We start from the raw sequence: 21,985 nt of genomic DNA on the forward strand, positions 1-21,985 counted from the left end.
TCGATCCAAATCAATAGCGATCGAGGTCGATGTCGATACCCAGCGAACGGATTTCCTTCACCAGCACGTTGAACGATTCCGGCATGCCGGCATCGATCGAGTGCTCGCCCTTGACGATGTTCTCGTAGACCTTGGTCCGGCCGTTCACGTCATCGGACTTGACCGTCAGCATTTCCTGCAGCACGTAGGAGGCGCCATATGCTTCCAGCGCCCACACTTCCATTTCACCGAAACGCTGGCCACCGAACTGCGCCTTACCACCCAGCGGCTGCTGGGTCACCAGCGAGTACGGGCCGGTCGAACGCGCGTGCATCTTGTCGTCGACCAAGTGGTGCAGCTTCAGCATGTGCATCACGCCGAGCGTAACCGGACGCTCGAACGCTTCGCCGGTGCGGCCGTCGTGCAGCGTGACCTGTTGCTTGGAAGCGGTCAGGCCCATGTCGCGGGCGATCTCTTCCGGGTACGCCAGGTCCAGCATGCGGCGGATCTCGTCTTCATGCGCACCGTCGAACACCGGCGTGGCGAACGGGACACCCTTCTTCAGGTTGTTCGCCAGTTCCAGCACTTCAGCGTCCGACAGGCTGTCGAGGTCTTCCGGCTTGCCGCTCTCGTTGTAGATCTGAGCGAGCAGCGGGCGCAGTTCCTGCGCCTTCGCCTGTGCCTTGAGCATGGAGCCGATACGCTGGCCCAGGCCGCGCGCGGCCCAGCCCAGGTGGGTTTCCAGAATCTGGCCCACGTTCATCCGCGACGGCACGCCGAGCGGGTTCAGCACGATGTCGGCGGGCGTGCCGTCGGCCATGTAGGGCATGTCTTCGATCGGGACGATCTTGGACACGACACCCTTGTTGCCGTGACGGCCTGCCATCTTGTCGCCAGGCTGCAGGCGGCGCTTGACGGCCAGGTACACCTTGACCATCTTGATCACGCCCGGCGGCAGTTCGTCGCCTTGCGTGAGCTTCTTGCGCTTTTCTTCAAAGGCCAGGTCGAACTCGTGACGCTTTTGCTCGATAGCTTCCTTGACGGCTTCCAGCTGGGCAGCCACTTCTTCGTCGGCCGGGCGGATGTCGAACCAGTGGTACTTGTCCAGATCGGCCAGGTACTCGCGGGTCAGCTTGGCGCCCTTGGACAGCTTCTTCGGACCGCCATTGACGGTCTTGTCGAGCAGCAGGCGTTCCAGACGCTGGAAGGCATCGCCTTCCACGATACGCAGCTGGTCGTTCAGGTCCAGGCGGTAGCGCTTGAGTTCATCGTCGATGATGGACTGGGCACGCTTGTCGCGGGTCACGCCTTCGCGGGTGAAGACCTGGACGTCGATCACGATACCGCTCATCCCCGAGGGGACGCGCAGCGAGGTGTCCTTCACGTCCGAAGCCTTCTCGCCGAAGATCGCGCGCAGCAGCTTTTCTTCCGGGGTCAGCTGGGTCTCGCCCTTGGGCGTGACCTTGCCGACCAGCACGTCGCCGGCTTCCACTTCGGCACCGATGTAGGTGATGCCGGACTCGTCCAGACGCGCGAGCTGCGCTTCGGCGAGGTTGGAAATGTCGCGGGTGATTTCTTCCGGTCCCAGCTTGGTGTCACGTGCGACGACCGACAGTTCCTCGATGTGGATCGAGGTGTAGCGGTCTTCGGCAACCACGCGTTCGGAGATCAGGATCGAGTCTTCGAAGTTGTAGCCGTTCCACGGCATGAACGCCACCAGCATGTTCTGGCCGAGCGCGAGCTCACCCAGGTCGGTCGATGCGCCGTCGGCGATCACGTCGCCACGGGCGACGAAATCCCCAACCTTGACCATCGGACGCTGGTTGATGTTGGTGTTCTGGTTCGAGCGCGTGTACTTGATCAGGTTGTAGATGTCCACGCCGACTTCGCCTGCAACGGCTTCATCGTCGTTCACACGGATCACGATACGCATGGCATCGACGTAGTCCACCACGCCGCCACGGGTTGCCTGGACGGCAGTACCCGAGTCGACCGCAACGGTACGCTCGATGCCGGTACCCACCAGCGGCTTGTCCGGACGCAGGCAAGGCACGGCCTGACGCTGCATGTTGGCGCCCATCAGTGCACGGTTCGCATCATCGTGCTCGAGGAACGGCACCAGCGATGCCGCGGCCGAGACGATCTGCGAAGGCGCCACGTCGATGTACTGGACGCGGTCCGGCGTGACCATACGGGTTTCCCGCTCGCTACCTTCACGCGACGACACCAGTTCGTCGATCAGGGTACCGTCGGCGTCAACCGTCGCGTTGGCCTGCGCCACCACGTACTTGCCTTCTTCAATGGCGGACAGGTAGTCGACCTGGTCGGTCAGCTTGCTGTCGACCACCTTGCGGTACGGCGTTTCCAGGAAGCCGTACTCGTTCAGGCGCGCATACAGTGCCAGCGAGTTGATCAGGCCAATGTTCGGGCCTTCCGGCGTCTCGATCGGGCACACGCGGCCGTAGTGGGTCGGGTGCACGTCACGCACTTCAAAGCCTGCGCGCTCACGGGTCAAACCGCCCGGGCCCAGTGCGGAGACACGACGCTTGTGCGTGATCTCGGACAGCGGGTTGGTCTGGTCCATAAACTGCGACAGCTGCGACGAACCGAAGAACTCGCGGATGGCCGACGAAATCGGCTTCGAGTTGATCAGGTCATGCGGCATCAGGTTCTCGGTCTCGGCCTGGCCAAGACGTTCCTTCACGGCGCGCTCGACGCGCGACAAGCCGGCACGGAACTGGTTTTCGGCCAGTTCGCCAACGCAGCGGACGCGACGATTGCCCAGGTGATCGATGTCATCGACCTCACCCTTGCCGTTGCGCAGGTTGACCAGGATCTTGATGGTCTCGAGGATGTCCTCGTCCTGCAGCACCATGCTGCCTTCACCGCTCGGGCGGCCCAGGCGGCTGTTGACCTTCATGCGGCCAACGCGCGACAGGTCGTACGACTCTTCGCTGTAGAACAGGCGCTGGAACAGGGCTTCCACCGCGTCTTCGGTCGGCGGCTCGCCGGGACGCATCATGCGGTAGATCGCGATACGCGCAGCGGTCTGGTCGGCGGTGTCGTCCACGCGCAGCGTCTGCGACATGTACGGACCTTGGTCCAGATCGTTGGTGTACAGGGTCTGGATCTGCTTGACACCGGCTTCGCGCAGGTTTTCCAGCACGGTTTCGGTCAGCTCGTCATTAGCGTTGGCAATCACCTCACCGGTATCCGGGTCGATGATGTTCTTCGCCAGCACGCGGCCGAGCAGGTAGTCTTCCGGCACGCTGATCAGCTTGGTACCGGCGGAATCCAGGTCGCGGATGTGCTTTGCGTTGATCCGCTTGTCCTTCTCCACGACGACACGGCCGTCCTTGTCGGCGATGTCGAAGCGCGCGACTTCGCCGCGCAGACGCTCGGGCACGAATTCCATCTGCGCGCCTTCCGACTGCAGGGTGAAATTGTCGAACACGAAGAAGTGCGCGAGGATTTGCTCGGGCGTCAGGCCAATCGACTTCAGCAGGATCGTGACCGGCATCTTGCGGCGACGGTCAACGCGGAAGTACAGGATGTCCTTCGGGTCGAACTCGAAGTCGAGCCAAGAGCCGCGGTAAGGAATAATCCGTGCCGAGAACAGCAGCTTGCCCGAGCTGTGGGTCTTGCCCTTGTCGTGTTCGAAGAATACGCCAGGCGAACGGTGGAGCTGCGAAACAATCACACGCTCGGTACCGTTGATGACAAAAGAGCCGGTCGACGTCATGAGCGGAATTTCGCCCATGTAGACTTCCTGTTCCTTGACTTCCTTGACCTTGCCCGGATTTTCCCGATCGTTGATGATCAGGCGTACCTTGGCACGCAAAGCCGAGTGGAAGGTCAGGCCACGCTGTTGACATTCCTTGACGTCGAACGGCGGGTTGGAGAGGTGGTAGGAGACGAACTCCATACGGGCGAGCCCGTTGTGCGACACAATCGGGAAGATTGCACTGAAAGCCGCTTGCAGGCCCTCGGTTTTGCGACGTGAGGGTGGCGCACCCTCTTGCAGAAACTGAGCGTAGGATTCAATCTGGGTGGCAAGCAGGAAAGGAACCTGATGAACCGTCGCGCGCTTCGCAAAACTTTTGCGAATGCGCTTCTTTTCGGTGAAGCTGTACGCCATGGGATCTCCGAATCATCGCAGGGCTGGCTGGACCTGGCGCAGCACCTGAGGTGTTCAGCGACTGGGAGGGGATTTGGCGGTTGGCCGCTACCAACCTCTGGCTGACGGTGTCCGCACGCTGCGAGCCGGCAGAAACGACGCAATGCGTCATACCGGCCCGGGGGACACCCGACCAAACTTGTCTTCTGCAGTCGGTTCAGAAGACAAACATCAGCAACCACCTAGTGTGCCACTGATGTTTGGCCTCTGCTCAAGCTTAGGCATACGCCCTGCTTTCAAGCATCGTTTGCGCCACTTTTCCACGCTTTCGAGTGCACAGTAAAACACACATCGCAGAAGCGCAAAAAGGCTGGCGCCGGGAATCTCCCTTTGCCAGCCCCATTCGCGTGCCAAAAGGCACGCGAGTACAGCTTACTTGACTTCGACCTTCGCGCCGGCTTCTTCCAGCTTCTTCTTGGCGTCAGCTGCAGCAGCCTTGTCCACGCCTTCCTTGACAGCCTTCGGTGCGCCGTCAACCAGATCCTTGGCTTCCTTCAGGCCCAGGCCGGTGATTTCGCGAACAGCCTTAATCACGCCAACCTTGTTTGCGCCGATTTCCGACAGGATAACGTTGAACTCGGTTTGCTCTTCAGCGGCAGCAGCGCCTGCGCCCGGGGCAGCAGCCACGGCCATCGAAGCGGCGGACACGCCAAACTTTTCTTCGAACGCCTTGACCAGGTCGTTCAGTTCCATCACGGACATCGAGCCTACGGCTTCGAGGATGTCGTCTTTGCTGATTGCCATTTGGAATACTCCTGCTAAATGTGATTCGGTATCGGTAATGCGATCTTGATGAGCCAGGCTGCGAAAGGCTTACGCCTTAAGCAGCTGCGCCTTCGCTCTCGGCGGCGGCGGCAGCGCCTTCGCCTTCGGCAGGGGCGCCTTCGCTCTTCTTGGCGGCCAGTGCAGCCAGCAGACGGGCGAAGCCCGACACCGGTGCCTGCATCACGCCAAGCAGCTGAGCAATCAGTTCGTCACGGCTCGGGATCGAGGCCAGTGCCTTGACGGCAGCAGCATCGAGCACATTGCCATCGTACGACGCTGCGCGCAGAACCAACTTGTCGTTGGTCTTGGCAAAGTCGTTCAGAACCTTGGCCGACGACACTGCATCTTCGGAAATACCGTAGATCAGCGGACCGGTCATTTGCTCTGCGAGGCCGGCAAACGGCGTGCCTTCCACGGCGCGGCGTGCCAGCGTGTTCTTCAGAACACGCAGGTACACGCCTTGCTCGCGGGCCTTGGCGCGCAGCTTGGTCAGATCGCCAACCGCAATGCCGCGATATTCGGCTACGACGATGGTCTGGGCTTTAGCGACTTGCGCCGAAACCTCAGCAACGACGGCCTTCTTATCTTCAATATTAAGTGGCACGGTTAAGCTCCAAAACGATGCTTGTCCCCCGGATCGTCCGGGGCACGCACATCAGTCCAAACGAACGGCGTCCGATTTGGCCCGAATCACCCGGGTCATTGCCCGGATTCTTCAATCCCTCGGGTGCGCCATCTGCGCTGGTGGGCCGGGAGGCGTCGCGGCAGGCCGAAGCCACGCTGCGTACGTTCCGTCCGATTAAGGCGAGGCAGCCAACCTACGGCCGCACCCGCCACCAGCGGTCTTTGATAACCAGCGGTGCCTGCCGCGCTTGCGCGCCGGCGGGCACCACTGCCCAAAGCCTTGCTCCTTCATCCTGCGGTGTCCTACCGGGCACCGCCTGATTCGGGAGACGATCCCGGCCTGGGCCAGGATCCTCAATTCTTTACGCTGGGCGACGTTATCGGGTCCGCCCTGCGGTTGCCGCCAGCCTTAGGCCGACAGCGAAGCCTGTTCCACGCGAACGCCAACGCCCATGGTGGACGAAACAGCGATCTTGCGCAGGTACACGCCCTTGCTGGTAGCCGGCTTCGACTTCACCAGGGCTTCGATCAGCGCGCTCAGGTTGCGCTTCAGATCGGCGTCCTGGAACGAACGGCGGCCAATGGTGGCGTGGATGATACCGGCCTTGTCGACACGGTATTGCACCTGACCGGCCTTGGCGTTCTTCACAGCCTGGGCAACGTCGGGGGTAACCGTACCAACCTTCGGGTTCGGCATCAGGCCGCGCGGGCCCAGGATCTGGCCCAGCGTACCAACGATACGCATCGTGTCCGGCGAAGCGATCACGACGTCGAAGTTCAGGTTGCCGGCCTTGACTTGTTCAGCCAGGTCTTCCATACCGACGATCTCGGCGCCAGCTGCCTTGGCGGCTTCAGCCTTTTCACCTTGGGCGAACACAGCCACGCGAACCGACTTGCCGGTACCGGCAGGCAGCACGACGGAGCCACGAACCACCTGGTCCGACTTCTTCGCATCGATGCCGAGTTGCACGGCAACGTCGATGGATTCGTCGAACTTGGCCGATGCGCAACCCTTCACCAGGCCCAGGGCCTCGTCGATCGGGTAGAACTTGGTGCGCTCGATCTTCGCCTTGTTCGCGGCGGTGCGCTTGGAAACCTTAGCCATTTACAGACCCTCCACGGTGATGCCCATCGAGCGAGCCGAACCGGCGATCGTACGGACAGCAGCGTCCAGATCGGCAGCGGTCAGGTCAGCGTTCTTTGCCTTGGCGATTTCTTCAGCCTGGGCACGCGTGATCTTGCCAACCTTGTCGGTGTGCGGCTTGGCCGAACCCTTGGTCAGGCCAGCTGCCTTCTTGATCAGAACGGTCGCCGGGGGCGACTTCATCACGAAGGTGAAGCTCTTGTCGGCGAAGGCGGTAATCACCACCGGCACCGGCAGGCCGGGTTCCATGCCTTGGGTCTGCGCGTTGAACGCCTTGCAGAACTCCATGATGTTCAGACCGCGTTGACCCAGTGCGGGGCCCACGGGCGGGGAGGGATTTGCCTTACCAGCCGGAATTTGCAGCTTGATAAAGCCAATGATCTTCTTGGCCATATTTACTCCAATCCGGACCGCTTCCTGACGGAATGCGATCCTGTTGAGTCGTAGCGCGCTATCGCCGCAGGGATGGTTCATCCACCCCAGCCAGCCTCACGCTCCTCTTGTGGCCAGCCCCTTTCGAGACTGGCCGCTGCATTTTTCGCCGACCTTGCGGCCAGCATAAAACGCGAAAACCTGAACCGCTTAAACCACTTAGACCTTCTCGACCTGGCCGAACTCGAGCTCGACCGGCGTGGCGCGCCCGAAGATAGTGACCGAGACGCGCAAGCGCGATTTCTCGTAGTTCACTTCCTCGACATTGCCGTTGAAGTCGGTGAAAGGGCCGTCCTTGACGCGAACCATTTCGCCCACTTCGAAGAGCGTCTTGGGACGCGGCTTCTCGACCCCTTCCTGCATCTGGGTCATGATCTTGTCGACTTCCTTCTGGGAAATCGGGCTCGGGCGATTGCGCGCACCGCCGACGAAGCCAGTGACCTTGCTGGTGTTCTTCACCAGGTGCCAGGTCTCATCGGTCATTTCCATCTCGACCAGCACGTACCCCGGGAAGAAGCGACGCTCGGTGACAGACTTCTGCCCACCCTTGATTTCAACGACTTCTTCGGACGGGACCAGGATGCGGCCAAACTTGTCCTGCATTTCGGCGCGCTCGATGCGCTCCTGCAGCGCGCGCTGCACACTCTTTTCCATGCCGGAATAGGCGTGCACCACATACCAGCGCTTCTTCGACGAAGGCGATTCAGCTGCGGGGACTTCCTGTTGTGCGTTATCCGTCATGTTCTATCCTTCATTTCCAGCCCAGCACGAGCGAAAAGATGACCCACTCGATGAGCTTGTCCGCAGACCACAGGAACACGGCCATGATCACGACAAAGACAAACACCAGGCCCGTCATCTGCCCGGCTTCCTTGCGGGTGGGCCAAACGACCTTGCGGACTTCGCGATACGATTCCTTGGAGAAACCGATGAAGTCCTTGCCTGGCGCCGATACCAGCGCGACCACCACGCCCAGCGCAATGCCGCCGAACAGCGCAGCGCCACGCACGTAGGAGGGTTGCTGTGCCAGGGCATAGAAACCGATGACGCCGGCAACCACCAGTAGCACCGCGGCGCCAAGCAACCACTTACCACTGGCGGCGTTGACGGTTTCGACGTTGGGATTGGCCATGTTTCGCAAACGAGACTAAGCCGCGTCACGATACTCTCTATCGCGACGCGGCTGATTGAATTGGCAGGGGCAGAGGGAATCGAACCCCCAACCTTCGGTTTTGGAGACCGACGCTCTGCCAGTTGAGCTATACCCCTAAAACAACTTTGGGGTCGGCGATGAGGCCAACCCCTCTGGCAACGAATACGGCCGGTTGGTGCCGTATTCGCTGTTCGACTTTATCAGTCGAGGATCTTTGCCACGACGCCGGCGCCGACGGTACGACCGCCTTCACGGATAGCGAAACGCAGGCCTTCTTCCATGGCGATCGGGGCAATCAGCTTGACCGTGATCGACACGTTGTCACCCGGCATGACCATTTCCTTGTCCTTCGGCAGCTCGATCGAGCCGGTCACGTCGGTCGTACGGAAGTAGAACTGCGGGCGGTAGTTGTTGAAGAACGGGGTGTGGCGGCCGCCTTCGTCCTTCGACAAGATGTAGACCTCGCCGGTGAAGTGCGTGTGCGGCTTGATCGAACCCGGCTTGCACAGCACTTGGCCGCGCTCGACGTCTTCGCGCTTCGTGCCGCGCAGCAGCAGACCCACGTTGTCGCCAGCTTGACCTTGGTCCAGCAGCTTGCGGAACATTTCCACGCCGGTGCAGATGGTCTTGACCGTCGGCTTGATACCAACGATTTCGATTTCTTCACCAACCTTGATGATGCCGCGCTCGATACGACCGGTCACAACCGTGCCACGGCCCGAGATCGAGAACACGTCTTCCACCGGCATCAGGAAGGTACCGTCGATGGCACGTTCCGGCGTCGGGATGTAGCTGTCCAGCTGTTCGGCCAGGGCCAGAATGGCTTGCTCGCCCAGTTCGCCCTTGTCGCCTTCCAGTGCCAGCTTGGCCGAACCCTTGATGATCGGGGTGTCGTCGCCGGGGAATTCGTACTTGGACAGGAGCTCGCGCACTTCCATTTCGACCAGCTCGAGCAGCTCGGCGTCGTCGACCATGTCGCACTTGTTCAGGAACACGATGATGTAAGGCACGCCAACCTGGCGGGCCAGCAGGATGTGTTCGCGGGTCTGGGGCATGGGGCCGTCAGCAGCCGAGCACACCAGGATCGCGCCGTCCATCTGTGCGGCGCCCGTGATCATGTTCTTCACATAGTCAGCGTGGCCCGGGCAGTCAACGTGTGCGTAGTGGCGGTTAGCCGTTTCGTACTCGACGTGTGCGGTGTTGATGGTAATACCGCGTGCCTTTTCTTCCGGCGCTGCGTCGATTTCGTCGTACTTCTTGGCCGAACCGCCAAACTTGGCTGCCAGCACCGTAGCAATTGCTGCCGTCAGGGTGGTCTTACCATGGTCAACGTGACCGATCGTACCAACGTTCACGTGCGGTTTAGTCCGCGAGAACTTTTCCTTTGCCATTTCGCGACTCCTGTGTCGGTAGCGATATTGCTAGTGCGGTATTTGGTGCCCATGGGCAGGATCGAACTGCCGACCTCTCCCTTACCAAGGGAGTGCTCTACCACTGAGCCACATGGGCGAAACTTGAATGCTGCTTTTTTAGAACTGCAAGAACCCGGGCAATCTGGAGCGGGTGAAGGGAATCGAACCCTCGTCGTAAGCTTGGAAGGCTTCTGCTCTACCATTGAGCTACACCCGCCGGGTTACCACGCTTTCTGCTTCACCGACACCTGCCGGGTACTCACTACTGCTTTGCAATTCTTGGTGGAGAGGGTTGGATTCGAACCAACGTAGGCGTAAGCCAACAGATTTACAGTCTGCCCCCTTTAGCCACTCGGGCACCTCTCCGCAGTGAACTTCTGATTATGGTGTAACTTTCCTTGGCTGTCAAGCACTTTCCGTACTATGCAGAGTAGGGAAGGACAGGCCTTGGAACGTTGACCTGGCACCAGCTAGGCTGCCCGATCGCACCATCATCGTCGGCATTCGATAAAGAACACCTTCACCCTATAGGGGCTCGCCAGAGGCTCTAGAACGGCTTCTGGCGGCCTCTCGGGCCTCGCTTTGACCGGTGGCTGGCCACCGGGCTGGCGGGCCTGGCGGCCGCCGGAGCCTGATCGAGCAAAATCGCCGCCACAAAAGCAAAACCCCCCAGTACTTTCGTACTGGGGGGTTTCAAGGGAGAGCCTGGCGATTACCTACTTTCACACGGGTATCCGCACTATCATCGGCGTGGAGTCGTTTCACGGTCCTGTTCGGGATGGGAAGGGGTGGTTCCAACTCGCTATGGTCACCAGGCATAAACGGTGGCCGCGTTGAGGTGTGCTCAACGCAGCGAATAGGGATGTAGTAGGGGTTGTGCGTATCGGCCAAGCTGCTTGTTACTGCGGCAGCGGCACGCGACACTCACACCAGGTAGAAACACACTGGTTATAGGATCAAGCCTTACGGGCAATTAGTACTGGTTAGCTTAACGCATTACTGCGCTTCCACACCCAGCCTATCAACGTCCTGGTCTCGAACGACCCTTCAAGGAGCTCAAGGCTCCAGGGAATCCTCATCTTCAGGCGAGTTTCCCGCTTAGATGCTTTCAGCGGTTATCTCTTCCGTACATAGCTACCCTGCGATGCCTCTGGCGAGACAACAGGTACACCAGCGGTACGTCCACTCCGGTCCTCTCGTACTAGGAGCAGCCCCCGTCAAGATTCCAACGCCCACGGCAGATAGGGACCAAACTGTCTCACGACGTTTTAAACCCAGCTCACGTACCTCTTTAAATGGCGAACAGCCATACCCTTGGGACCGGCTACAGCCCCAGGATGAGATGAGCCGACATCGAGGTGCCAAACACCGCCGTCGATATGAACTCTTGGGCGGTATCAGCCTGTTATCCCCAGAGTACCTTTTATCCGTTGAGCGATGGCCCTTCCATTCAGAACCACCGGATCACTATGTCCTGCTTTCGCACCTGCTCGACTTGTCGGTCTCGCAGTTAAGCACGCTTTTGCCATTGCACTTTAGGTACGATGTCCGACCGTACCAAGCGTACCTTCGAACTCCTCCGTTACACTTTGGGAGGAGACCGCCCCAGTCAAACTGCCTACCATGCACTGTCCCCGACCCGGATTCACGGGCCAAGGTTAGAACCTCAAACAAACCAGGGTGGTATTTCAAGGACGGCTCCACGCAGACTAGCGTCCACGCTTCAAAGCCTCCCACCTATCCTACACAGATCGGTTCAAAGTCCAATGCAAAGCTACAGTAAAGGTTCATGGGGTCTTTCCGTCTAGCCGCGGGGAGATTGCATCATCACAAACACTTCAACTTCGCTGAGTCTCGGGAGGAGACAGTGTGGCCATCGTTACGCCATTCGTGCAGGTCGGAACTTACCCGACAAGGAATTTCGCTACCTTAGGACCGTTATAGTTACGGCCGCCGTTTACCGGGACTTCAATCAAGAGCTTGCACCCCATCATTTAATCTTCCGGCACCGGGCAGGCGTCACACCCTATACGTCCACTTTCGTGTTTGCAGAGTGCTGTGTTTTTATTAAACAGTCGCAGCCACCATTTTATTGCAACCCTTCACCCTCCTGGCGCAGGCCAGTCAAGCTACAAGGGCGTACCTTATCCCGAAGTTACGGTACCAATTTGCCGAGTTCCTTCTCCCGAGTTCTCTCAAGCGCCTTAGAATACTCATCTCGCCCACCTGTGTCGGTTTGCGGTACGGTCTCGTATGACTGAAGCTTAGAGGCTTTTCTTGGAACCACTTCCAATTGCTTCGCAGCACTAGGCCGCTCGCCCCGCATCCTTGAATTCCGCGCCCGGATTTGCCTAAGCGCCTTCTCCAATGCAGGGACCGGGACTTCCAACACCCGGACAACCTTCCGCGATCCGTCCCCCCATCGCATCATACGACGGTGCAGGAATATTAACCTGCTTCCCATCAGCTACGCATCTCTGCCTCGCCTTAGGGGCCGACTCACCCTACGCCGATGAACGTTGCGTAGGAAACCTTGGGCTTACGGCGAGGGGGCTTTTCACCCCCTTTATCGCTACTCATGTCAGCATTCGCACTTCTGATACCTCCAGCATCCTTTACAAGACACCTTCACAGGCTTACAGAACGCTCTCCTACCATGCACTTACGTGCATCCGCAGCTTCGGTGACTGGCTTAGCCCCGTTACATCTTCCGCGCAGGACGACTCGATCAGTGAGCTATTACGCTTTCTTTAAAGGATGGCTGCTTCTAAGCCAACCTCCTGACTGTTTTAGCCTTCCCACTTCGTTTCCCACTTAGCCAATCTTAGGGACCTTAGCTGGCGGTCTGGGTTGTTTCCCTCTTGACACCGGACGTTAGCACCCGATGTCTGTCTCCCGTGATTGCACTCTTCGGTATTCGGAGTTTGCTATGGCGGGGTAATCAGCAATAGACCCCCCAACCATGACAGTGCTCTACCCCCGAAGGTGAGACACGAGGCACTACCTAAATAGTTTTCGGAGAGAACCAGCTATTTCCAGACTTGTTTAGCCTTTCACCCCTATCCACAGCTCATCCCCTAACTTTTCAACGTTAGTGGGTTCGGTCCTCCAGTACGTGTTACCGCACCTTCAACCTGGCCATGGATAGATCGTCTGGTTTCGGGTCTACACCCAGCGACTGAACGCCCTATTCGGACTCGCTTTCGCTACGCCTTCCCTAATCGGTTAAGCTTGCCACTGAATGTAAGTCGCTGACCCATTATACAAAAGGTACGCCGTCACCCGTTTCCAGGCTCCGACTGTTTGTATGCATGCGGTTTCAGGATCTATTTCACTCCCCTCCCGGGGTTCTTTTCGCCTTTCCCTCACGGTACTGGTTCACTATCGGTCGATCACGAGTATTTAGCCTTGGAGGATGGTCCCCCCATCTTCAGACAGGATTTCACGTGTCCCGCCCTACTTGTCGTACACCTAGTTCCACAACGCTGTTTTCGCATACAGGGCTATCACCTGCTATGGCCGGGCTTTCCATCCCGTTCTGCTAACAATGCTGCTAAAGAGTACAAGGCTCTTCCCATTTCGTTCGCCACTACTCTGGGAATCTCGGTTGATTTCTGTTCCTGCAGCTACTTAGATGTTTCAGTTCGCCGCGTTCGCTTCCCTGACCTATGTATTCAGTCAGGGATGACCCATTCGGGCCGGGTTTCCCCATTCGGACATCTCCGGATCAAAGCTTGTTTGCCAGCTCCCCGAAGCTTTTCGCAGGCTACCGCGTCCTTCATCGCCTGTGATCGCCAAGGCATCCACCACATGCACTTGTTCGCTTGACCCTATAACGAGTGTGTCTCAAACTTGCGTTCAAGCCGTGCTCGCTACAGGATGAGTTCTCGCATTTGTGCCGTATTCCAAGTCATCTTTCGATCACTTAAATACATTTTGGTTGATACAATCACAACCCGGTATCGTGTTTTTACTGCAGCGTCTCATCAACGCTCACGACACCTTTACTACATCCCATATTGTTAAAGAACAGCCGTGCGAAACTGCGTCTCGCAACGTCTTGGCCAAGGCCAAAGGCAAACGCTCAATCCTAAGCGCTTGCCTTTGACGACCAATCCAAGGAGCACACCGAAGTGCGAGGTAATTGGTGGAGGATGACGGGATCGAACCGACGACCCCCTGCTTGCAAAGCAGGTGCTCTCCCAGCTGAGCTAATCCCCAATTTACTTCTGTCCGGAGGTTCGGCTTCGAACCACCATCCGTAACTTGGTGGGTCTGGTAGGACTTGAACCTACGACCCCCGCCTTATCAAGACGGTGCTCTAACCACCTGAGCTACAGACCCTTGGCTGTAACAGCAAACAAACCGATAAGTGTGAACGCTCGACTTAAGATGCACGCTCTTGAAAGGAGGTGATCCAGCCGCACCTTCCGATACGGCTACCTTGTTACGACTTCACCCCAGTCATGAACCCTGCCGTGGTAATCGCCCTCCTTGCGGTTAGGCTAACTACTTCTGGCAAAACCCACTCCCATGGTGTGACGGGCGGTGTGTACAAGACCCGGGAACGTATTCACCGCGGCATGCTGATCCGCGATTACTAGCGATTCCAGCTTCACGTAGTCGAGTTGCAGACTACGATCCGGACTACGATGCGTTTTCTGGGATTAGCTCCCCCTCGCGGGTTGGCAACCCTCTGTACGCACCATTGTATGACGTGTGAAGCCCTACCCATAAGGGCCATGAGGACTTGACGTCATCCCCACCTTCCTCCGGTTTGTCACCGGCAGTCTCTCTAGAGTGCTCTTGCGTAGCAACTAAAGACAAGGGTTGCGCTCGTTGCGGGACTTAACCCAACATCTCACGACACGAGCTGACGACAGCCATGCAGCACCTGTGTCCACTTTCCCTTTCGGGCACCTGATGCATCTCTGCTTCGTTAGTGGCATGTCAAGGGTAGGTAAGGTTTTCGCGTTGCATCGAATTAATCCACATCATCCACCGCTTGTGCGGGTCCCCGTCAATTCCTTTGAGTTTTAATCTTGCGACCGTACTCCCCAGGCGGTCAACTTCACGCGTTAGCTACGTTACTGAAGAAATGAATCCCCAACAACTAGTTGACATCGTTTAGGGCGTGGACTACCAGGGTATCTAATCCTGTTTGCTCCCCACGCTTTCGTGCATGAGCGTCAGTGACGTCCCAGGGGGCTGCCTTCGCCATCGGTATTCCTCCACATCTCTACGCATTTCACTGCTACACGTGGAATTCTACCCCCCTCTGACATACTCTAGCCTTGCAGTCACAAGCGCCATTCCCAAGTTGAGCTCGGGGATTTCACGCCTGTCTTACAAAACCGCCTGCGCACGCTTTACGCCCAGTAATTCCGATTAACGCTCGCACCCTACGTATTACCGCGGCTGCTGGCACGTAGTTAGCCGGTGCTTATTCTTCCGGTACCGTCATCCCCCCGCCGTATTAGGGCAAGGGATTTCTTTCCGGACAAAAGTGCTTTACAACCCGAAGGCCTTCTTCACACACGCGGCATTGCTGGATCAGGGTTGCCCCCATTGTCCAAAATTCCCCACTGCTGCCTCCCGTAGGAGTCTGGGCCGTGTCTCAGTCCCAGTGTGGCTGATCGTCCTCTCAGACCAGCTACTGATCGTCGCCTTGGTGGGCCTTTACCCCACCAACTAGCTAATCAGACATCGGCCGCTCCTATCGCGCGAGGCCTTACGGTCCCCCGCTTTCACCCTCAGGTCGTATGCGGTATTAGCTAATCTTTCGACTAGTTATCCCCCACGACAGGGCACGTTCCGATGTATTACTCACCCGTTCGCCACTCGCCACCAGGATTGCTCCCGTGCTGCCGTTCGACTTGCATGTGTAAGGCATGCCGCCAGCGTTCAATCTGAGCCAGGATCAAACTCTTCAGTTTAATACCTGTGTGATCCTTCGGTTTCCCTATGGATCTCGCTCTTTCGAGCGGTCGCTCACTCTCAGAAAACTGACTGGCTACGTCCGCGATTTGCACCCCGGACATAACCAACATGTTTTACTGTGCGAGCACTTTATAACTTGTAAGCTAAAAGACCGAAGTCTTCCGCATCCGCTATCAAGCGCCCACACTTATCGGTTGTTTGTTTGTTAAAGAACTGGTCGCGGTTCGCTTTGCTTACCGCGTCGCTGCGTTTGCTGCAGCAGAGAAACGAGATTATGAAGCGTGATCATCGTTTCGTCAACAGGTTTTTTCTTCAGCTCGCCGCGCCGTTTGCGCCGCCAACCATCCCTGCAAACCCCGCAACCCTTGTCCCGTCTGCTTTGCAGCGGTGTTTCGTGTTGCGAGGGGGCGAATCATAGGGGACCCCCTCGGCCTTGGCAAGCGTTTTCTGAAATGGATTCTGGCATCAACAGAAAAGTGCCGCAAAAGGTTTGTAGGGACTGGTTGGCGTCCTCGAGCCGCGGCGCTAGCCGGCAACCACCTGGCTGCGGCAAACTATGGCCGCGGGACAGCCCCGGGCGGCACACGACGAAGTCCGCTACGCCCGCGGGTCACTCTATCTATATAGAAGGAGGAACTTGCATGGCCATTCGTATCGTGAAACTCGGCTCGCCTCGGGAGCCCGACGAGGGAATCCGCATCGGCACCGTGCGCAGGCCGCCCCGAGGTGTGCCGAAAGCCGAGTTCGCCACGCGGGACTATTACGATGTGTGGTTTCCGAACCTGTCGCCCTCCGCCGAACTGGTTGCACAGGCCCTGGACATACAGGCCGGAGGGGATGAAAAGGCATGGCGGGCATTCGAGCGGCACTTTCGTGCGGAAATGGCACGCCCGGAAGCCAGCAGGACGCTGGATCTGCTGGCCGCGATGTCACAGCAAACGAATTTCTCGATTGGCTGTTATTGCGAACACGAGGAAAGATGCCACCGCTCTATATTGCGCGCCTTGCTAGCGGCACGCGGGGCCGCGCTATCTTAGGCGCGGCACTCAGACCGCCTTTTGGTCGCGCACGCACAGACGGCGGAACAAGGGACGCAGGCTTGGCCAGCGGATAGGCAGGAGCGGGGTGCGATGGCGCACAGCATCGCGCCCGGCATAGTGGGCCAGCAGCTGCTCGCCAACCGACTGCCGGAAATAGGCGGGCGTCGGGTAGTCCATGGTCAATCCCTATTGTGGTTCATCAGGATTGACAGTATACCGAATTTTGGTGCGCCGCGTCATATTGAGGCTTGCGAACGCCCCATTCCGGGGCATTGGTTTGCTGCCGGAACGCCGCTAAAGCCAATGAAATCAACGAAAAGCGGCGCCATGGCGGCGGCGGGACTGACTTGACCTGGTGCGGGATCGTTTGCGTATATCGAATACTATCTACCAGCGATCAGGAACCTGTGGTGCCGGCCTCTGCCGCCTCTTCGGCCGCCTTGGCGGCGCTATAGACGTGCCGCGTCGCCAACAGCGCCGCAAGATCCGCATCGCCGGCAATGACGGCCTGCAGGATCTGCGCATGCTCTTCCCAGTTCTGCCGGGCACGCGTCACGTTGGCCGGCGCGAACAGCAGGCCCGTGCGCTCTCTAAGCGTACGCACCATATCCTGCAGCACACTATTGGCCGCGATATTGCCCAGCACCTCATGGAACCGGGTGTTCAATTCGATGAAACGCTCCGAGCGTCCGCTCGCGGCGGCCTCGGTGCCCTGGCGCAGCACTTCGCTGAGCTCGGCGATCAGGGCAGGATCACGGCGCTGGGCAGCCAGCTTGGCGTTAAGCCCCTCCAGGGTGGCCCGCACCTCGACCATTTCCTTGGCGATATTCGGCGACAGCGTCGCCACCGAGGCGCCCCGGCGGGGCTCGATGCGCACCAGGCCTTCGGCAGCAAGCGCGCGCAGCGCTTCCCGCACGGGGATGCGCGACACGCCAAGCTCAGTGGAAAGCTTGTTCTCGACCAGGCGCTCGCCTTGGTTGTACTGCCCGCCAAGGATGCGCTCACGCAACGTGTCGGTCACCAGGGCAAACAATGGGGAGTGCTGGGCGCCAAGACTGGCGCCTGCGGAATCCGAACCAGGAAGTGCGTGTTCGGTACCATGGGCGTCGGACATAGATTCTGGCTTGGGTCGGCGAGACACTGTCCTCGGGTGCGGCGCACAGGCGAGCCATCGCGGACGAGTGTCAAAGGGATCAGGGACCGCGGTGCTGGCCCGGAAGACTGAGGGGCAATGCGACCGCGGCGGCATTGTCCGCATTGTATACCGGCGCACTACGGTTTTTGCGCAACACATATTGCCGGCGCCAGCTCACGCCAGGGCGCGCCGGCCCTGGCGTGAGCCGCTGCCCATGCGCCGTTGGCACGAATGCGGCAGGCTATGATGCGAAGCCTCTCCCAAACCCCGCCTGCGATTCGCCGATGGCTCTTAACCTGGTCTGGCTCTCCTTCTTCCTGCTCGCCTTCATCGTCGCCTGCATTCGTGTGGCGACAGGCGATACCGCGGTGTTTCCGGCGATGCTCGCCAGCCTGTTCGACAACGCACGCACCGCGTTCGAGATTTCGCTTGGCCTGGCAGGCGTCATGAGCTTGTGGCTGGGCATCATGCGCATTGGCGAACGCGCCGGCGTAGTCGACGCCTTTGCGCGCGCGGTCAACCCGCTTTTGCGCCACTTCTTCCCCGGTGTTCCGCAGGGCCACCCAGCCCAGGGCGCGATGATGATGAATGTGTCGGCCAATATGCTGGGGCTCGACAATGCGGCGACGCCGCTCGGCCTCAATGCCATGCGGGAGCTGCAGTCACTCAATCCGCGCGCTGACACAGCCAGCAACGCGCAGATCATGTTCATCGTGCTGAACACGGCCGGCTTGACGCTGATCCCGACCTCGGTGATCGCCATGCGGCAAGCGATTGCCGTCAAGCAAGGCCTGGTCGGGTTCAATGCAGCGGATATCTTCCTTCCTACCCTGCTCGCCACCTGCGTGTCCTGCGTTGCCGGCTTGCTGGCAGTGGCCTGGGTGCAGCGGCTCAACGTGCTCAAACCAGCCGTGCTGGCCGCCTTCGGGCTGCTGGCGGCGGCTGTCGGCGGGCTCTTCCTCTGGCTGCGGCACGCGCCCCCGGAACAGGTGAGCACCGCCACCGCGCTGGCTGGCAGCGGCTTCATCCTGACGTTGATTGTGGTCTTCCTGATTTGCGGCGCCGTACGCGGCATAAACGTCTACGAGGCCTTCATCGACGGCGCCAAGGAAGGCTTCGGCGTCGCTGTGCAGATCATTCCCTATCTGGTGGCGATCCTGGTGGCAATCGGGTTGTTTCGGGTGACCGGCTGCATGGATGTCCTGATGCGTGGCCTGAGCGCCGCTTTTGCCTGGCTGGGCCTCGACACCGCCTTCGTCCCCGCGCTGCCAGTCGGGTTGATGAAAATCCTGTCTGGCGCGGGCGCCCGCGGGCTGATGATCGACGTCATGAGCACCTATGGCGTCGACTCCTTCCAGGGCAAGCTCGCCGCGATCATCCAGGGCTCGACCGAAACCACCTTCTATGTGCTCGCCGTGTACTTCGGCAGCGTCAACATCCGCAACACGCGGCATGCGCTTGCATGTGCCTTGTTTGCCGATCTTGTGGGATTGTGCGCCGCGGTCGGTATCGCCTACCTGTTCTTCCGCTGAAGTGGGCACACCGTGCCGCGATAAAAGCCGGCGAATCGTCAACAAACCCTCGATGAAAACAGGGCAAAAAGAGAGAGAAAACCAGTTTTCAATCTGTTGCACCGCCATTTTGTTGCTTGCATGCAACATGTTTGTGAAGCCAGACACGCTTGGCCTGCATGCCGCTTGGTGCGACGCAACAAATCATGTATAGTGGAGTCTGTCTCCTCCACCACCTCGGTGGATTCCAGCCCGCGCACGAAACTGCGCGGGTTTTTTTTGTCCGCATTTTGCCAGTCCGCATGGTTTGCCCTTGCTGGGGCGGCTCACGGCAAAGCCAGCAGTCGATCCCGCCCGGCGCACCAAAGCGGCCCAGGCGCTGCACCATGAGAAGGCCAATCCGCACCGCCCCGGTGTAAAAGCCCGAATTTCGCGTGAAATGTTGCGACGCAACATTCGATCCCGTAGAGTCAGCCTGTCCCTTGCGCCTGGCAGGGCGGATCTCCGCCTCGCAGCGCCCACCCTCCTTGCTGACATGATTTCCGCGCTGCGCCTGCCCCGCCCCGATGCCTCGATGTTGCAAAGAGGCCTGGTCTACGCCTTCTCCTTCCTGGTCCTGGCCGGCACGGGATGGCTCACCGGGGAAGCCGGCTATCTGTGGGCAGCCACGGCTTCGATCTGGACCTGCCTGGCCGACCGCCGCGGCACCCCCGCCGAACGGCTCGCGGCGCTGGGCTCCGTCGGCATGGGCGGCGCGGCCGCATGCGCCATGGGCACCGCTGCGGCGGTGACGCCATGGACGGCGCTCGCCGTGGTGCTTTTCGCCGGGCTGGCCGCCGGGCTGGCCGAGACCCGCGGCCCCGTGCCCGCGCTGTCGGCCAAGCTGCTCTATGTGGTGCTGATCGCCTCCTGCCTGCAGCCAGCGGGCGAGGCCAAACTGGCCGTGCGTGTGCTGGCACGCAGCCAGGAATTCCTGCTCGGTGGAATCTTCGCCTGCGTCGTCAGCCTGGCCCTGATCCGGTCCGCTCGCGACACGCGGCCGCGCGCCGAGATACTGGCGGTGTTCGATGCGTTGCTGCGTTTTGCCTCCGATCTGGCGGCCGATGCGCCCGTGGGCGATGCGACGGCCATCAAGCGCGACATCCGCGAGCGTATCGAGGCTGCACATCAGGCGATCAACATGCGGCGCAGCCTGCGGGACCCGCTTGGACTGATGCACTATGCCTATGTGGTGAGCCTGGCTGATGCTATGTTCGCCCTGCTGATCGTTGCCGCCGAACTGCGCAGCCGGGCCGATGACGCGGGCAGCGCAGAGCACCTGCCGCTGCGCCACTTGCTGCGCTGCGTCACCGATGTCCGGGCGCAGGTCTGCGAAGGTCTGGCCCATCACGCGCCTGACCTGCCGTCGCTATGCGCGGCGCTGGCTGGCGAACTGCGCCGGCTGCATGCACCGCTGGCCAATGCCGGGGCGCCGCCCTTGTACCAGGCTGCGCTGAGTGCACTGGCCCGCTATCCGGCCTTTGGCGACTGGCGCCGCGAGTACCGTTGGCCGCGGCGCGCCATGCGCCGGACATGGCAACGTTGGCGCGCCGTGGTTGCGGAGCACACCGCTCGCGATGCCCGCGTGGCCCGCCATGCGGTGCGGCTGGCGCTGGCTGGCGGCCTGAGCCTGATGCCGGCGCAGTTCTGGAAAGTCGACCATGGATACTGGGTAGCGGTCACCGTCATCATGGTACTTAGCCCTCAGTTGCAAACCACCCGCAGAATTTCGTTCCTGCGCTTCGCGGGTTCCCTGGCCGGCGCGCTATTGGCCTGTGCCATCGGCCTGGCTCACCCGCCGGCGCCGGTGGCCCTGGCAATCAGCGCGGGCTGCCTGGCTGCCGCCTACACGTGCCGGCTCGCCGGCAGCCCCGGTGCCTTCGCGATGTGCCTGACGCCCGCGGTGATCCTGTTCTCGTGGGTCGGGGCCCCAGCGGCGGACAGCAGCCACTTTGCCGCGCTGCGGGGCATCGACACGGCGCTGGGCTGCCTGATCGCCCTGGCCACTTACTATGTGCTTGCGCCGCGGGCCGAGCTGTCGCGGGTTTATCGCCATAGCCTCGACGCCCTGGCGGCTAACACGGCGTACCTGCGGGCAGCATTTGCCGGCGCCAGCGCGTTCACGACCTCGCCCACCCGCTCGCCCGCGCCGACGCAGACACGGCTGGAAGCCTTGCGCATGGCGGCCGGGCGCACCTCCAGCCGGGCGGATCAAACCTTGCAACAGGGCTTGGCAGAACTCGCTCCAGAACTGGCCCGCGAGTACAGCCAGCTGCACCTGGCCTTGCGGCGCATGGCAGCGCTGGCTGGCCTGGTGCGCGCCGGGCTAGAGGCCGAAGCGGGCAAAAGCCAGCCGGAACCGGCCACGCAGGCCATCCTGCAAGGTCTCGCCGCACAGCTGTCCGACCTGGCAGTCAACCCCGGCGCAGGCGTGACTACGCTTACCAGCGGGTTCCTGCCCGATTCCGCTGCGCCGCTGGACCGGTTTCTGGTTGAACAGGCCGGCTACGCTTGGGCCCAGATCAACGCCACCCACACAGCCGTAGCCGCCGTGCACCGGCTGGCTGGCGGCCAGCCCAAGCCTAATGAGCCGCATTTGCCCTATCCGGGTTGATGGCAGTCAAAGCCCAGCAC

General features: G+C 60.1%; 13 protein-coding genes, 5 tRNA genes and 3 rRNA genes. 3 read left to right on the plus strand and 18 right to left on the minus strand.

Annotated features, from left to right (window positions below; all coding sequences use genetic code 11):
- Positions 1-10: 10 nt before the first annotated feature.
- From rpoB to F7R26_RS19130, 16 genes are all read right to left on the minus strand, one after another.
- Complete coding sequence (rpoB, locus tag F7R26_RS19055) at positions 11-4,117, minus strand: DNA-directed RNA polymerase subunit beta (RefSeq protein WP_150985752.1); 4,107 nt, start codon at positions 4,115-4,117, stop codon at positions 11-13.
- Positions 4,118-4,528: 411 nt separating this feature from the next.
- Positions 4,529-4,900, minus strand: coding sequence for a 50S ribosomal protein L7/L12 (rplL, locus tag F7R26_RS19060; RefSeq protein WP_043350387.1), 372 nt, complete (start codon positions 4,898-4,900; stop codon positions 4,529-4,531).
- 76 nt (positions 4,901-4,976) lie between these two features.
- Positions 4,977-5,525, minus strand: a complete 549-nt coding sequence (gene rplJ / locus F7R26_RS19065) for a 50S ribosomal protein L10 (protein WP_017224513.1) — start codon at positions 5,523-5,525, stop codon at positions 4,977-4,979.
- Positions 5,526-5,954: 429 nt separating this feature from the next.
- Positions 5,955-6,650, minus strand: a complete 696-nt coding sequence (rplA, locus tag F7R26_RS19070; protein ID WP_006162337.1) for a 50S ribosomal protein L1 — start codon at positions 6,648-6,650, stop codon at positions 5,955-5,957.
- Positions 6,651-7,082 carry a 50S ribosomal protein L11 gene (gene rplK, locus F7R26_RS19075; RefSeq protein ID WP_006162338.1) on the minus strand — a complete coding sequence of 144 codons (432 nt, stop codon included), beginning with the start codon at positions 7,080-7,082 and terminating at the stop codon, positions 6,651-6,653.
- Positions 7,083-7,280: 198 nt separating this feature from the next.
- Complete coding sequence (nusG, locus tag F7R26_RS19080) at positions 7,281-7,862, minus strand: transcription termination/antitermination protein NusG (RefSeq protein WP_006162340.1); 582 nt, start codon at positions 7,860-7,862, stop codon at positions 7,281-7,283.
- A 10-nt stretch (positions 7,863-7,872) separates the two neighbouring features.
- Positions 7,873-8,253 (minus strand): preprotein translocase subunit SecE, encoded by a 381-nt coding sequence (gene secE, locus F7R26_RS19085; RefSeq protein WP_006162342.1) that lies wholly within the window; start codon positions 8,251-8,253, stop codon positions 7,873-7,875.
- 61 nt (positions 8,254-8,314) lie between these two features.
- Positions 8,315-8,390: transfer RNA gene (locus F7R26_RS19090), tRNA-Trp, on the minus strand.
- Positions 8,391-8,474: 84 nt separating this feature from the next.
- Positions 8,475-9,665 carry an elongation factor Tu gene (gene tuf / locus F7R26_RS19095; protein WP_006164373.1) on the minus strand — a complete coding sequence of 397 codons (1,191 nt, stop codon included), beginning with the start codon at positions 9,663-9,665 and terminating at the stop codon, positions 8,475-8,477.
- A gap of 43 nt (positions 9,666-9,708) precedes the next feature.
- Positions 9,709-9,783: transfer RNA gene (locus F7R26_RS19100), tRNA-Thr, on the minus strand.
- Between the two features lie 46 nt (positions 9,784-9,829).
- Positions 9,830-9,903 (minus strand) — tRNA-Gly (locus F7R26_RS19105).
- A 63-nt stretch (positions 9,904-9,966) separates the two neighbouring features.
- A tRNA-Tyr gene (locus tag F7R26_RS19110) sits at positions 9,967-10,052 on the minus strand.
- 337 nt (positions 10,053-10,389) lie between these two features.
- A 5S ribosomal RNA gene (rrf, locus tag F7R26_RS19115) occupies positions 10,390-10,502 on the minus strand.
- A 136-nt stretch (positions 10,503-10,638) separates the two neighbouring features.
- Positions 10,639-13,516 (minus strand): 23S ribosomal RNA (locus F7R26_RS19120).
- A gap of 437 nt (positions 13,517-13,953) precedes the next feature.
- Positions 13,954-14,030 (minus strand) — tRNA-Ile (locus tag F7R26_RS19125).
- 61 nt (positions 14,031-14,091) lie between these two features.
- Positions 14,092-15,622 (minus strand): 16S ribosomal RNA (locus F7R26_RS19130).
- Together the 16S, 23S and 5S rRNA genes with 4 tRNA genes alongside form the textbook arrangement of a ribosomal RNA operon.
- A gap of 645 nt (positions 15,623-16,267) precedes the next feature.
- Here F7R26_RS19130 and F7R26_RS19135 point away from each other — a divergent pair.
- Positions 16,268-16,663: a DUF488 domain-containing protein gene (locus F7R26_RS19135; protein WP_150991134.1), complete on the plus strand. Its 396-nt coding sequence runs from the start codon at positions 16,268-16,270 to the stop codon at positions 16,661-16,663.
- 9 nt (positions 16,664-16,672) lie between these two features.
- On the opposite strand, the gene F7R26_RS19140 is transcribed toward F7R26_RS19135, so the two are convergent.
- Positions 16,673-16,843: a hypothetical protein gene (locus F7R26_RS19140; protein WP_170301980.1), complete on the minus strand. Its 171-nt coding sequence runs from the start codon at positions 16,841-16,843 to the stop codon at positions 16,673-16,675.
- Between the two features lie 220 nt (positions 16,844-17,063).
- A complete protein-coding gene (locus F7R26_RS19145) occupies positions 17,064-17,780 on the minus strand; it encodes a GntR family transcriptional regulator (protein WP_150991136.1) in 717 nt (238 codons plus the stop codon).
- 305 nt (positions 17,781-18,085) lie between these two features.
- On the opposite strand from F7R26_RS19145, the gene F7R26_RS19150 reads away from it, so the two are divergent.
- Complete coding sequence (locus F7R26_RS19150) at positions 18,086-19,333, plus strand: nucleoside recognition domain-containing protein (RefSeq protein WP_150991138.1); 1,248 nt, start codon at positions 18,086-18,088, stop codon at positions 19,331-19,333.
- A 553-nt stretch (positions 19,334-19,886) separates the two neighbouring features.
- On the plus strand, positions 19,887-21,965 hold the full coding sequence (locus tag F7R26_RS19155; RefSeq protein ID WP_241754365.1) for an FUSC family protein: 2,079 nt from the start codon (positions 19,887-19,889) through the stop codon (positions 21,963-21,965).
- Positions 21,966-21,985 lie beyond the last annotated feature (20 nt).

The organism is Cupriavidus basilensis (assembly GCF_008801925.2).
Taxonomy (GTDB): Bacteria; Pseudomonadota; Gammaproteobacteria; order Burkholderiales; family Burkholderiaceae; genus Cupriavidus; species Cupriavidus basilensis.